The organism is Micromonospora sp. WMMD735 (assembly GCF_049178995.1).
GTDB lineage: Bacteria > Actinomycetota > Actinomycetes > Mycobacteriales > Micromonosporaceae > Micromonospora > Micromonospora wenchangensis.
In genome coordinates this window covers 643,604-656,595 of the sequence record NZ_JBMHMJ010000002.1, presented here as the reverse complement: position 1 = coordinate 656,595, position 12,992 = coordinate 643,604, and the positions used below count along the sequence as shown (strand labels likewise).

Annotated in this window: 13 protein-coding genes; 8 read left to right on the top strand and 5 right to left on the bottom strand. The window is 73.1% G+C overall.

Features of this window, described 5'->3' with window-relative positions:
* Window positions 1-20: 20 nt before the first annotated feature.
* Entirely contained in the window at window positions 21-683 is a 663-nt protein-coding gene (locus tag ACN268_RS02960) for a response regulator (RefSeq protein ID WP_421481601.1), read from the bottom strand.
* Entirely contained in the window at window positions 680-1,789 is a 1,110-nt protein-coding gene (locus tag ACN268_RS02955; RefSeq protein ID WP_421481600.1) for a sensor histidine kinase, read from the bottom strand. Before ACN268_RS02955 ends, ACN268_RS02960 begins: the two co-directional genes overlap by 4 nt.
* Before the next feature lie 217 nt (window positions 1,790-2,006).
* On the opposite strand from ACN268_RS02955, the gene ACN268_RS02950 reads away from it, so the two are divergent.
* Window positions 2,007-2,435 (top strand): DUF6223 family protein, encoded by a 429-nt coding sequence (locus ACN268_RS02950; protein WP_421481599.1) that lies wholly within the window; start codon window positions 2,007-2,009, stop codon window positions 2,433-2,435.
* A gap of 98 nt (window positions 2,436-2,533) precedes the next feature.
* On the opposite strand, the gene ACN268_RS02945 is transcribed toward ACN268_RS02950, so the two are convergent.
* Together ACN268_RS02945 and aceB are read right to left on the bottom strand one after the other, a co-directional pair.
* Window positions 2,534-3,478: a TauD/TfdA family dioxygenase gene (locus ACN268_RS02945; RefSeq protein WP_421481598.1), complete on the bottom strand. Its 945-nt coding sequence runs from the start codon at window positions 3,476-3,478 to the stop codon at window positions 2,534-2,536.
* Window positions 3,479-3,551: 73 nt separating this feature from the next.
* Window positions 3,552-5,153, bottom strand: a complete 1,602-nt coding sequence (aceB, locus tag ACN268_RS02940) for a malate synthase A (protein ID WP_421481597.1) — start codon at window positions 5,151-5,153, stop codon at window positions 3,552-3,554.
* A 557-nt stretch (window positions 5,154-5,710) separates the two neighbouring features.
* Between aceB and ACN268_RS02935 the strand changes: the two genes are divergently transcribed.
* The 7 genes from ACN268_RS02935 (at window position 5,711) to ACN268_RS02905 (ending at window position 12,201) form a co-directional block, all read left to right on the top strand.
* Entirely contained in the window at window positions 5,711-6,712 is a 1,002-nt protein-coding gene (locus ACN268_RS02935) for an ABC transporter substrate-binding protein (protein ID WP_421481596.1), read from the top strand.
* Window positions 6,712-7,497: an ABC transporter permease gene (locus ACN268_RS02930; RefSeq protein ID WP_421481595.1), complete on the top strand. Its 786-nt coding sequence runs from the start codon at window positions 6,712-6,714 to the stop codon at window positions 7,495-7,497. Before ACN268_RS02935 ends, ACN268_RS02930 begins: the two co-directional genes overlap by 1 nt.
* A gap of 27 nt (window positions 7,498-7,524) precedes the next feature.
* Complete coding sequence (locus tag ACN268_RS02925; protein ID WP_421481594.1) at window positions 7,525-8,295, top strand: ABC transporter permease; 771 nt, start codon at window positions 7,525-7,527, stop codon at window positions 8,293-8,295.
* Window positions 8,292-9,083, top strand: a complete 792-nt coding sequence (locus tag ACN268_RS02920; protein WP_421481593.1) for an ABC transporter ATP-binding protein — start codon at window positions 8,292-8,294, stop codon at window positions 9,081-9,083. The genes ACN268_RS02925 and ACN268_RS02920 overlap by 4 nt, the downstream gene beginning before the upstream one ends.
* A gap of 110 nt (window positions 9,084-9,193) precedes the next feature.
* Complete coding sequence (locus ACN268_RS02915) at window positions 9,194-10,153, top strand: PaaX family transcriptional regulator C-terminal domain-containing protein (protein ID WP_421481592.1); 960 nt, start codon at window positions 9,194-9,196, stop codon at window positions 10,151-10,153.
* Window positions 10,154-10,382: 229 nt separating this feature from the next.
* Window positions 10,383-11,642, top strand: coding sequence for a cellulose binding domain-containing protein (locus ACN268_RS02910; RefSeq protein ID WP_421481591.1), 1,260 nt, complete (start codon window positions 10,383-10,385; stop codon window positions 11,640-11,642).
* Between the two features lie 88 nt (window positions 11,643-11,730).
* Window positions 11,731-12,201: a hypothetical protein gene (locus ACN268_RS02905; protein ID WP_421481590.1), complete on the top strand. Its 471-nt coding sequence runs from the start codon at window positions 11,731-11,733 to the stop codon at window positions 12,199-12,201.
* A gap of 13 nt (window positions 12,202-12,214) precedes the next feature.
* Here ACN268_RS02905 and ACN268_RS02900 read toward each other — a convergent pair whose 3' ends face one another.
* Complete coding sequence (locus ACN268_RS02900) at window positions 12,215-12,991, bottom strand: IclR family transcriptional regulator (RefSeq protein ID WP_421481589.1); 777 nt, start codon at window positions 12,989-12,991, stop codon at window positions 12,215-12,217.
* Window position 12,992 lies beyond the last annotated feature (1 nt).

Below are 12,992 nucleotides of genomic sequence, written 5' to 3'. Positions count from 1 at the left end.
CGCGCGGGTCGGCGGCGCGCTCATCCGCCGCCGGGGGTGACCAGGCCGGACTCGTAGGCGGCGATCACGAGTTGGGCGCGGTCGCGGGCATGGAGCTTGACCATCGCCCGGTTGATGTGGGTCTTCGCGGTCAGCGGGCTGATCACCAGCCGGTCGGCGATCTCCCCGGTGGACAGGCCCTGCGCGACCAGGGCGACGGCCTCGCGCTCCCGACCGGTCAGCCCCGCCAGTGCGACGTCGGCGGCGACCCGGGGGCGGGCGGAGACGTACCTGTCGATGAGCCGGCGGGTGATCGACGGCGCGAGCAGGGCGTCACCACGGGCGGCGACCCGGACGGCGTGCAGGAGGTCCTCCGGCACGATGTCCTTGACCAGGAACCCGGCCGCCCCGGCACGCAGCGCGTCGACGACGTACTCGTCCAGGCCGTAGTTGGTCAGGATGACGACGCGCACCCCGGCCAGGGTCGGGTCCGCGGCGATGCGTCGGGTGGTCTCGATGCCGTCCATGACCGGCATCTGGATGTCGAGCAGCGCGATGTCCGGCCGGTGCCGCCGGGCCAGCGTCAGCGCCGCGACGCCGTCGGCGGCCTCCCCCACCACCTCGATGTCGTCCTCGATGTCGAGCAACGCGCGGAAGCCGCTGCGCAGCAGCGGCTGGTCGTCGACGAGCAGCACCCGGATCACGGAATGCCGCCCGTGGGGAGTTCGGCGTGGACGGTGAAGCCGCCGCCACGGCGCGGGCCGGCGCGCAGCCGACCACCGAGGGCGGCCACCCGTTCGCGCATGCCGAGCAGCCCGACGCCGGGGGTGGACGCGCCGGACGGGAGTGCGCTGCCGTCGTCGTCGACCCGGATGGCGAGCGCGTCGCGCCGGTAGTCGATCCGGATCGACGCGGTGGTGGCGGCGGCGTGCCGGGTGACGTTGGTGAGCGACTCCTGGACGATCCGGTACGCCGTCGCACCGACCGCCGCCGGAACGTCGTGCCGGTCACCGGCGATGGTCAGGGTCGTGTCCAGACCCGCCGCACGGGCCCGACGCACCAGCTCCGGAACGTGGTCGAGGCCGGGCGGGCTGCCCTGCCCGTCGTCCCGGAGCGCCTCCAGGGTCGCCCGCAGCTCCCGGGTCGCCTCCCGGCCGGCCGCCCGGATCGCCAGCAGCGCCTCCGGCACCTCCTCACCACGCCGCTGGGCCAGATGCACGGCCACCTCGGCCTGCACGGTGATGACCGAGATCTGGTGGGTGAGCGAGTCGTGCAGCTCGCGGGCGATGTGCAGCCGTTCCTCGTCGGCGCGCCGCCGCGCGGTCTCCTCCCGGCTCCGCTCGGCCTCGTCCGCCCGCCGCTCGGCCTGCCGCAGCGCCTCACCCGCCGCGCCGGCGGCGACCAGCCAGGCCAGTTCGAGCACGCCCCGGGCCCGGGTGAACGCCGCGCCCAGAGCCAGTTCCTGGGGCGGGCCGAGAGCCACCAGGGGCAGTGCCACCAGCACCGTCACCGCCGCCACCACCGTGGCCGTGCGGTGTCCCGCCCGCACGGCGGAGTACACCGCGAACAGGAAGGCGACGGCGGGCACGTCGAGGCCGACCGCCTGGCAGCCCACCGCGCACCCGCCGGTGCCGACCAGCACGGCGACCGGGGCCTGCCGGCGGGCGGCGAGCGCCAGACCGCCGGCCGCCAGCAGGGCGTAACCGACCGGACCGGGCCCCGGATCCCCGGCCACCCCGGCGAGCAGCAGCACCACCGCCACCCCGCCGGCGATCGCCCCGTCGCGGACACCGCAGCGTGCTGTGCTCATGGGCGCACCCTAACCGGCTGCCACCGGGGGGCGACTCCTGCCGACGGACGACCGGCGGATACCACGGACGCGGTAGGCGTACCGCGTCGGCGGCGGCCGGGTACGCCACGGCGGCAGTGCGCACTGTCCACGTTCGCCGGACGACGGCCGTCGCGCCCGCCGCCATGATCGGGGAGACCGGCGCGTGGGGGCACGCGTCGCGGACAGGAGGAGCATCATGCGTCCAGCAGGCGTTTCCCGGTCGTCCCGACTGGTGTCGACGGTGCTCGCCGCCGTCGTTCTCGGCGCGACGGGGTTCGCCGCCCCGGCCTCGGCGCACCTGTCGGCGCGGCGGGACGCGGTCGGTGTCACCACCATGAGCGTCGGACGGTTCGGGGCGACGGTCGCCGTGCTGCTGGGGCTCGCCGGGGTGGTCGTCGCAGGGTTGGCGCTGCGCCGGCCGACCGCCGCCGGGCGGCGCGGCGGCGTGCTGGCCGTGACGGCGGGGGTGGTCGGGGTGGCCCTGGGTGGGCTGGTGGTGGCCTCCGCGGACGGTGGCGTCGGAACCGGCAACGGACGCGGCGGCGGCTACGTCGCCCTGGTGGTGGGGCTGCTCGCCGCCGGGCTGGGTGCGCTGGCGCTGGCCCGTCGACGCCGCGTCGGGTGAGCCGGCCGGGCCGGCGGGCGCGGGGACGCCCGCGCGGGTCCGGCCCGCCCGCCACGGCCGGCCGCCGGATGCCCCGGCCGCCGTGGCGGGCGGTGGGGTCACCGGGCCAGCGCGACCGCGCGGGGCACGATGCCCCCGGCGTCGAAGGCCGGCGGCAGGCCGAGGTCACGGTCGATGACCAGCCACAGCCGGATCAGGTCCCGCTTGCGTTCCGGCTCCGGGTAATCCTGGTAGTCGGTGCGCGCGTGCATGATGGTGTAGTTGTTGAGGAACTGGATGTCGCCGGGGGCGAAGTTCATGTTGAGCACGAACTCGTCGGAGTTGTCGAGTTCGTCGAGCAGGTCCATCGCCTCGATCTGGGCGGGGGTCAGGTCGGGCACGCCCTCGCCCCGGGGGGCCGACTCGATGTACGCGCGGCCGTAGTGCGCGAACAGCTTGCCGTCGTCGTTGCGGCCGAAGATCGGGCACTGGAAGAAGCTCTCCGGGCCGTTGCCCGAGCGGCGGTCGTGCCACCAGTCGGCGTACAGCACCTCGGCCAGGTCGGGGCGGCGGCGGACGATCTCGTCGTGTACCGCGACCGCGCTGACGATCGTGCTGACCCCGCCGGACATGGCGGGGCGGATGCACAGCAGCCCGACCACGTCGGAGGAGTCGGCGTGGTAGTCGAGCCGGGCGCTGGTCTGGAAGCCGCGCACCAGCGGGTCGTCGCGGTCGACGCCCTGGTCCCGGATGTGGATGAGCAGGTCGTCCTCGGTCTTCTGGTGGATCGGGATGCCCACGTGCAGCCCGATGCCCCAGTACATCAGCTCGGCCTGCCGTTCGGTCAGCCGCTCGACCGGCACCCCGCGCACCAGCACGAAGCCGCGACCGTCGACCAGTTCGTCGACCACGCCCGCGAGCACCGGGGCGAGCGTGGGCAGCACGAAGTTCTCCTTCGTGACGTCCCGCAGGCCGACGTCGGGTCGGTCGACCGCCGCCAGGGCGGCCATGAGTTCGGCGACGTGCGCGTCGGTCAGTTCGATCTTCCATTCGGTGCTGTCCACGATGTCCGGTCCCCGCCATGCCGCGGGGCCACCCACGATCTCGACCACATCAGATCCTTTCCTCGATGACTGTTCAGGACATCCGTGCGTAGGCGGGCAGGGTGAGGAACTCGACGAACTCGTCGGCCAGGCTCACCTCGACCAGGAGCTCCCGGGCGGCGGCGTAGCCGGCGGCGTCGAACGCCGGTCCCCGGGCGGCGGCGATCGTGGCGGTCTCCTCGTCGATCACCTGCTCGACCAGGTCCCGGGTGACCGGCCGCCCGTCGGCCAGGACGACGTCGTTGTGCACCCACTGCCACACCTGGGAGCGGGCGATCTCGGCGGTGGCGGCGTCCTCCATCAGGTTGAAGATCGCGACCGCGCCCAGGCCGCCGAGCCAGGCCGCGAGGTACTGCAGGGCGGCGCTGACGTTGTTGCGCAGGCCGGCCTCGGTGACCTGCCCGCCGGCCGACCGGACGTCGAGCAGCGCGGCGGCGTCGACCGTGACGTCGTCGCGGGTGCGGTCGAGCTGGTGCGGCGCGTCGGCCAGGAAGCCGTCGAAGACCTCCCGGCACAGCGGGACGAGGTCCGGGTGCGCCACCCACGACCCGTCGAACCCGATCGTCGCCTCGCGGGTCTTGTCCTCACGGACCTTGGCCAGGGCGGTGGCGTTCACCTGGTCGTCGCGGCGGCTGGGGATGAAGGCCGCCATGCCGCCGATGGCGTGGGCGCCGCGCCGGTGGCAGGTCCGCACCAGCAGTTCGCAGTACGCCTGCATGAACGGCGCGGTCATGGTGACCGAGTTGCGGTCGGGCAGGACGAAGTCGGTGCCCCGGTTGCGGTGCTTCTTGATGATGCTGAACAGGTAGTCCCACCGGCCGGCGTTCAGCCCGGCCGAGTGCTCCCGCAGCTCGTGGAGGATCTCGTCCATCTCGAACGCGGCCGGGATCGTCTCGATCAGCACGGTGGCCCGGATGGTGCCCTGCGGGATGCCGTGCTCCCGCTGGGCCCAGACGAAGATGTCGTTCCACAGTCGGGCTTCCCGGTGGCTCTCCAGTTTGGGCAGGTAGAAGTAGGGCCCCCGGCCGGCGTCGAGCTGCCGCCGGGCGCAGTGGAAGAAGTAGAGCCCGAAGTCGACGAGCGCGCCGGCCACCGGTTGCCCGTCGACGTGCAGGTGCTTCTCGTCCAGGTGCCACCCCCGGGGCCGCACGACGATGGTCGCGAGGTCGTCGCCGAGGGTGTAGGACCTGCCGTCGGGGATGCCGAAGTCGATGGTGCGGTCCAGCGCGTCAACGAGGTTGAGTTGACCCGAGATGACGTTCTCCCAGGTGGGGGTGATGGCGTCCTCGAAGTCGGCGAGCCAGACCTTGGCGCCGGAGTTCAGCGCGTTGATCGTCATCTTGCGGTCGGTGGGGCCGGTGATCTCGACGCGACGGTCCACCAGGCCGGGGGCCGGGGGCGCGACCCGCCAGTCCGCGTCGCGCACGTGCGCGGTCTCGGGGAGGAAGTCGAGCACGGCCCCGGCGTCCAGTTCGGCCTGTCGGGCGACGCGCAGCGCGATGAGTTCGTCGCGTCGGGCCCCGAAGCGGCGGTGCAGTCCGGCGAGGAAGGCCACCGCCTCCGGGGTCAGAATCCGCTCGGATCCCGGCACGGCCCGACCGGTGATCGTCACGTCCACGTCCTGCTGGTTGGTCACGGCTGAACCTCGCTGTTCGTTCGCCAGTTTCCTGCGCCCGGGTCGCGGTGCTGCTCATGCGGGTCGTCGGCCGGGGCAGTCTGTATCAAAAAGAGAGACGCCATCTCGGATAGCGATAGATTTACCCATCATGCAGGTGCTGTCAACCCCACGCCACGGTGGCCGCGACGGCACCACACCGGCCGTGAGGTGCGCGAACGCGGGCCAGGGGCCGCATGGATCGCTTGACAAGATGCCGTCTCGCATAGAGTACTTCGGCACCCGTCAACGCAGCTCCACCGTCGGCACGGCCGCCACCCTTCCTCGTGCCCGTGACCGAGGCGCCGGTCATCCCGCCGCCTGCCGTGAAGTCCTGGCGACACCGGCCCGCGTCACCCACCACGTCCGATCGGCGACACCGGTCGGGTACCGCCGCACCCTCCTCATCCCCCACCAGGCCCCGTCGACGATCGCGGATCACCGCCGGCCCCACCTGCGGCGTCCGCGGCGTCGGTGTCCGCGCCGGCCGAGGCGCACACCCCCTCGGGATGCCTGTCAACTCACTGGAGGACATCCCCATGGCTTTCTTCTCTGTGGACTCGAAGGCACGTACCCCGGGAGACCGGGCCGCCGACGGACCCCGTCACGGACACGACCGCGCCCCGCACCGCCGCCGGCACGGTGGACCGCTGCGGCGCGGACGGCTGGGCGTCGCGTTGGTCGCCGTCAGCGCGCTCGCCCTGTCCGGCTGCTTCTCCGACGGTGGATCGAGCGCCCCCGCCGACGCCTCGCTCGGCGAGCCGCTGAAGGTCACCCAGATCGGCTTCCCCAACGAGATCACCCTGGTCTGGGCGCTGAAGAAGGGCCTCTTCGCCAAGCACGGCATCGCGGTGGAGCCGGTCACCCTCGCGTCCGCCTCGTCCGCCGTCGCCGCCGCCGACTCCGGCCAGGTCGACCTGGCCTTCTCCGGCGGCTGGGGGGCGATCGTGGCCGCCTCGCAGGGGGTCAAGGTCAAGATCGTCATGGGTGCGTACTTCAACCCCACCCCGCCCGACCCGACCCGCAGCCGGGGCGTCTTCGCCAGTACGAAGAGCAGCGCGAAGACCTACTGCGACCTGGTGGGCAAGACCGTCGGGGTCACCGAACTCAACGGTCCCGGCCAGGTCTACACCAGCGCCGCCGTCCGCAGGGCCGGCTGCGACGACAAGAAGATCAAGTACGTGAACATCCCGAGCGCGCAGATGGCCACCTCGTTGAAGGGCGGCGCGGTCGACGCGATCAACGCCAGCGGGGCGATCGGTCAGACCCTGGTCCGCGAGGGCGGCGCGGTCTGGCTCGGCGAGCCGTACGCCGACGTGCAGGGCCGGATCAACTACGCCGACTACGTCGCCTCGGAGAAGTTCGTCGCCGGCAACGCCGACCGGATCGCGAAGTTCCGGGCCGCCATGGACGAGTCGCTGCGCCAGATCAAGGACCCGGCCAACGAGGCGGAGTGGCAGCAGATGGCCGACCTCGCCCACGAGTTCGGCGCGATCAGCACCAGGGTCGACACCTCCGGCCTCGTCCACGAGTCGGCTTGATGGACGCCGTCCGCATCGCGCTGCGGCGCGGCGAGCCGATGCTCTGGGGGGTGGCGGGCCTCGGCCTGCTGGTCGCCGGCTGGGCCGCCGTCGCCGCCGCCGGGGTGGTGCCCGCCTCCGGGCTGCCCGGCCCGGTCGCCGTCGGGCGGGCGTTCGCCAGCCTGCTCGGCGACGCCGACTTCGTCCGGGAGTACCTCGACACGCTCGCCACCTGGGCGGTCAGCCTCGGCCTCGCGGTGGTCATCAGCATCCCGCTGGGCCTGCTGATCGGCTACCTCGGACCACTGGCCCGGGCCAGCTCCCTGGTGATCGACATCGGGCGGGCGATGCCGGTGGTGACGCTGATCCCGGCGGCGATCGTCCTGATCGGGCTGGGCCCGCAGATGAAGATCTCGGTGGTGACCTTCTCGGTCTTCTGGATCCTCCTGGTCAACACCATCTACGGGGTACGCAGCGTCGAACCGCTGGCGCTGCGGGTGGCCCAGGCGCTGAAGTTCGGCCGGGTGGAGACGATGCGCCGGGTGCTGCTGCCGACCACCCTGCCGTACGTGGTGACCGGCATCCGGATCGCCACCGGCATCGCGTTCGTGGTGACCCTCAGCGCCGAGCTGCTCGGGGCCACCACCGGCGTCGGCACGGTGCTCGTCAGCTACCAGGAGGCGCAGCGGGCCGACGCGGTCTACGCCGGGGTGCTGGCGGTCAGCATCACCGGCATGGTGCTCAACATCGCCGCCCAGCTCACCGAGCGACGCGTCATCCGCTGGCGTCCGTCCGGGCAGGAGTAGACAGTGCGCAGGTTCCTCATCCGAGTGGTGTCCTACACGTGGCTCGTGCTCGCCCTGGTGCTCGTGGCCGAGGTGCTGCTGCGCTGGCGGGACTCGTCGTTCACCCCGCCGCCGAGCCGGGTCGCCGGTGCGTTCGTCGACCTGTGGTGGAGCGGGCCGGCGCACCGGCTGTTCGCCTCCGACGCGTTCGTCGCGGACGTCGGCGCGAGCATGTTCCGGTTGCTCGTCGGCTACGCCCTGGCGGTGTCGGTGGGCACCGTGGCCGGCGTGGCGCTGGGCCGCAGCCGACGCCTGGAGTGGCTGTGCGCGCCGGTGGTGCGCCTCGGCGTCGCCACCCCGGCGGTCGTGCTCATCCCGATCGCGATCGTGCTGCTCGGGATCAACGACCGGATGCCCATCTTCGTCATCGCGTTCGGCTCGATCTGGCCGGTCGTGTTCAACACGATGGACGGGGTGGCCAACGTCGACCGGCTGGCCCTCAACAGCGCCCGCGCGATCGGGCTGCGGCGGGTGGACCGCTTCCGGTTCGTCGTGCTCCCGGCGGCGCTGCCGCGCATCCTGGCCGGCGCGCGGGTCAGCCTGGGCATCGCGGTGGTCCTGATGGTCAGCTCCGAGCTGTACGCCTCCACCTCGGGGGTCGGCTACCAGATCCTGCTCCAGCAGCAGAAGTTCGACACCCCCCGGATGTTCGCCGGGGTGGTGATGGCCTGCGCGATAGGCATCCTGTTCAACGCACTCTTCGGCCTGTACGAGCGGTGGGCGCTCCGCGGGCGACCGACGGTAGGGAGATCGGCATGAGCGACCCGCAGCACACCCCGGCCGCGCTGGTCGTGGCGGGACTGTCCAAGACGTACACCACGAACGGGGTCGACCACCTGGCGATCGAACAGGTCGACCTGGAGGTGCACGCCGGCGAGTTCGTCTCCATCGTCGGGCCCTCGGGCAGCGGCAAGACCACGTTGCTCAACTGCATCTCGGGGCTGATGCGACCGAGCACCGGCGAGGTCCGGTCGTTCGGTGAGACCATCGGCGACGGCCCGTCCGAGGACATGGCGATCGTGTTCCAGGACTACAGCCGCTCGCTGTTCCCCTGGCTCACCGTCGAGCGCAACATCGGGCTGCCGCTGCGCCGTACCGGGGCGAGCCGGGCCACCGTGAGCAGCGCGGTGGACAGCCTGCTCGCGGCCGTCGGGCTGCCCCGTTCGGTGATCGGCAAGTACCCGTGGCAGCTCTCCGGCGGCATGCAGCAGCGGGTCGCCATCGCCCGCGCACTGATCAACAAGCCGAAGATCCTGCTGATGGACGAGCCGTTCGCCTCGGTCGACGCGCAGACCCGGATCAGCCTGGAGGACCTCACCCTGCGGGTGTGGCGGGAGTGGAACAAGTCGGTCCTGTTCATCACCCACGACATCGACGAGGCGGTCTACCTCTCCGACCGGGTGGTGGTGCTCAGCAAGGGCCCGTCGACGGTGAAGGCGACCGTGGACGTGCCACTGCCCCGCGACCGCGACCAGATCCTCACCAAGCAGGAGCCGCTCTTCGGCAAGCTGCGCAGTGAGGTGATGGACCTCGTCATGGGCCACTGACCGGGCCGCCGCGGGCCGCCGGGACCGTCCCGCCGACGGGCGGCCCGGCGGCCCCCGCGGGCGGGTCGGCCGGCGGCACCGGCCGGACGGGGGTGCGACAATCTGACGGGGTGACCGCCGAACAGCCCGTCCCCGACGTCCGCACCCCCCGGGCCCAGCACGGGTCGAGCCCGCAGCACCTGCTGGCCACCCTGCTCGGCGAGTACCTCGACTCCGCGGACGCCGACCTGCCGTCGGCGGCGGTCATCGCGATGCTGCGGGAGTTCGGGGTCACCGAGCCCAGCGCCCGTGCCGCGCTGTCCCGGCTGGTCAAGCGGGGTCTCATCGCCGCCCGGGGCGACACCCGGCCGCCGGTCTACCACCTCACGCCCGCGGCGATCGCCAGGCACCGCTCCCGGATGCGGCACTTCCTGACCTTCGGCGCGCAGCCGCCGCACTGGACCGGCGACTGGGTGCTGGTCTCCTTCTCGATCCCCGGCTCCGGGCGGGCGGCCCGGCACGCGGTGCGCCGGGCGTTGACCGCCCACGGCTTCGTGGGCCTCTACGACAGCGTGTGGATCAGGCCGGGGGTCGACGCCGCGCCGGTCCGGGCGGAACTCTCGGCGCTGCTGGACCCCGTCGAAGGGGCCCGCTGGTCGGTGCTGCACGTCCGGTTCGACGAGGAGGCCGGGCCGCACGGCCCGGCCGCCGCATACGACCTGACCGGGCTGGCAGCCGGCTACGCGGCCTTCGTCGCGCGGTTCGCGCCGGTGCGGGCGGCGGCCCGTCGCGGCACTGTCGATCCGGCCACCGCGCTGGTGGCACGCACCTCGGCGATGGACGCCTGGCGGCGGTTCGCCGACACCGACCCGGATCTGCCCGCGCACCTGCTGCCGCAGCCCTGGCCCCGTGGTCAGGCCCGGGAGACCCTCCTCGACGTCCACTGCCGGCTCGGCGCGCTCGCCCGGGCGCGGCTGGTCGAGGTGACCGCCCCGCACTGGCCGGACGCCGCCCGGTGGATCACCCACTTCGACGCCCCGGGCGACCCCGCTCGACCGGAGCCGGTGGGCGTCCCGCGCCGCACCGGCTGAGCGTTTCCGCACGGGCGTCGCACCCGGCCCGCCAGGCGGGCAACACATTGACACTTTTCGTTACCCCGGTGATAGTAACTGCATACCGCGACCGCCTGTGGGGACTGCGGCCGGGCGGTCGACGCGTCCACGTCGGCCCGCCCCGTCGCCGGTGCTGACCACCCTGGTCGGGCCCGGCGGCAGACCCGCCACCGCAGGGGTGCCACCGCCGACACCCGCAGGAGGGTGCATGCCAAGGAGATCGAAGCTCTACGCGGGCCTGACCGCCGCGCTCGTGCCGGCAGCCGCCGTGCTGATGGCCCTCGGCGCGACGCCGGCCGACGCCGCAGTGGGCGGCTCGGGGCCCTACCCCGCCGACTACGAGACCTCGACCAGCCTGCCCAACCACACCATCTTCCGGCCCCAGACGCTGCCGGCCGAGCGCCTGCCCATCCTCGTGTGGGGCAACGGCGGCTGCTCGGCCAACGGCCTCTCGCAGGGCAACTTCCTGCGCGAGATCGCCTCGCACGGCTTCCTGGCCATCGCCAACGGCGGCCCGAACGCCTCCGGCTCCACCAACTCGCAGATGCTCACCCAGTCCATCGACTGGGCGGTGGCGGAGAACTCCCGCCAGGGCAGCAAGTACTACAACCGGATCGACACCGGCAAGGTCGCCGTCGCCGGCTTCTCCTGCGGTGGCCTGGAGGCGTACGCCGTCTCCAACGACCCGCGCGTCACCACCACCGGCATCTTCAGCAGCGGCCTGCTCAACGACGCCGACGACTACCAGCTCCGGCGGCTCACCAAGCCGATCGCCTACTTCGTCGGCGGGCCCAGCGACATCGCCTACCCCAACGCCATGGACGACTGGGGCAAGCTGCCCGCCGGGCTGCCCGCCTTCATGGGCAACCTGAACGTCGGGCACGGTGGCACCTACGACCAGCCCAACGGCGGCGAGTTCGGCCGGGTCGCGGTGCTCTACCTCAAGTGGCGGCTCAAGGGCGACACCACCGCCGGCAGCAACTTCGTCGGCGCGAACTGCGGGCTGTGCCGCACCCAGTGGACCGTCCAGCAGAAGAACCTGACGCTCGACGGCCCGCCCCCCACCACCCCGCCCCCCACCACCCCACCACCGACCACTCCCCCGCCCACCACCCCACCACCGACCACTCCGCCGCCGACGACGCCCCCGCCCACCACTCCCCCGCCCGGCGGCGCCGGCTGCACCGCCGTCTACGCCGTGCAGGACCAGTGGAACGGCGGGTTCGTCGCCAACGTCAGCGTCACCGCCGGGTCCACCGCGCTCACCGGCTGGCGGGTCACCCTGACCCTGCCGGGCGGCGCAGCGGTCAGCTCGGTGTGGAACGGCGTCGCCACCGGCACCAGCGGCACCATCACCGTCACCAACCAGAGCTACAACGGCCGGCTCGGTGCCGGGCAGAGCACCAGCTTCGGGTTCCAGGGCACCGGAAACGGCACCGGAACCACCGCCACCTGCACCGGAAGCTGACCGGCGCGCCCGCCGCGCGGGCGGGTCGCACGGTGCGGCGGGCCGGTACCGGGTACCGGCCCGCCGCACCGTGCTCTAGGGTGCCGGCATGACCAGCGCACCCCGGGAGGCGGAGACCCGCATCGGGCCGGTCGGCGCGCTGCTCTGCCGGCTGCTCTTCGTGGCCATCTGCCTGCCCGGCCCGGTCCTGCTCGCCGCCGACGTGACAGGCGACCTGCCGGTGTCACCCGGGGAACGTTGGGGGCTCGTCGCCGGCGGGGTGTTCACCACCATCGTCGGGGTCGGCTTCGGCATCTTCGGCTGGCGGGTGGTCGACCGGTCCCGCAGCGACGCCCACCGGCTCGACGCCACCGGGGTCGCCGCCACCGCCGAGATCCTCACCGTGGCGCACCACCTCGGCGGGGAGGGCCCGGAGCTGGATCTGCACCTGCGGATCAGCGGGCCCGGCTTCGCCCCCTTCGAGGCGGACACGGTCCGGCCCGACGACCCGGGACTCGTGCCCGGCCGGCTGCTGACCGCCGTCGTGGACCCGGCGAGCCGGCTCTACCGGGTCCGGTGAGGACGCCAGGCCCTCACGCCCCGCGCAGGTCCTCCTCGATCCGCCTGGCGGTGGCCAGCAGCGGCGGGAGCAACTCGCGCCGGATCAGCTCGAACGACCCCCGCGAGGCGTGCGCGGACAGGTTCACCGCCGCCACCACCGACCCGTGCGGGCCGTGGATCGGCGCGGCCAGCGACCGCAACCCCTCCTCCAGTTCCTGGTCCACGATCGCGTACCCCTGGGCGGCGATCTTCGTCAGGACGGCCCGCAACCGCACCGGGTCGGTGACGGTGCGCCGGGTCAACTGGTGCAACCGCGCGGTGGCCAGGTAGTCGTCCAACCGGTCCGCCGGCTGCGCGGCGAGCAGCACCCGACCCATCGACGTGGCGTAGGCGGGGAACCGGGTGCCGACGCTGATCCCCACCGTCATGATCCGTCGGGTGGGTACCCGGGCGACGTAGACCACCTCGTCGCCGTCGAGCACCGACACCGAGCAGGACTCGTGCACCTGCGCGACCAGCGCCTCCATGTGCGGTTGGGCGATCTCGGGCAGGCCCAGGCCGGACAGGTAGGCGTAGCCGAGGGCGAGGATCCGCGCCCGCAGCGAGAACAGCCGGCCGTCGGTGTGCACGTACCCCAGCTCGACCAGGGTGAGCAGGAACCGGCGGGCCGCGGCCCGGGTCAGCCCGGTACGGCGGGCCACGTCGCTCAGGGTGAGCTGCGGATGCTCGGCGTCGAACGCCCGGATCACCGCGAGCCCACGCTCCAACGACTGCACGAACTCCGGTGACCGTGCCGCCTGACCGCCCACC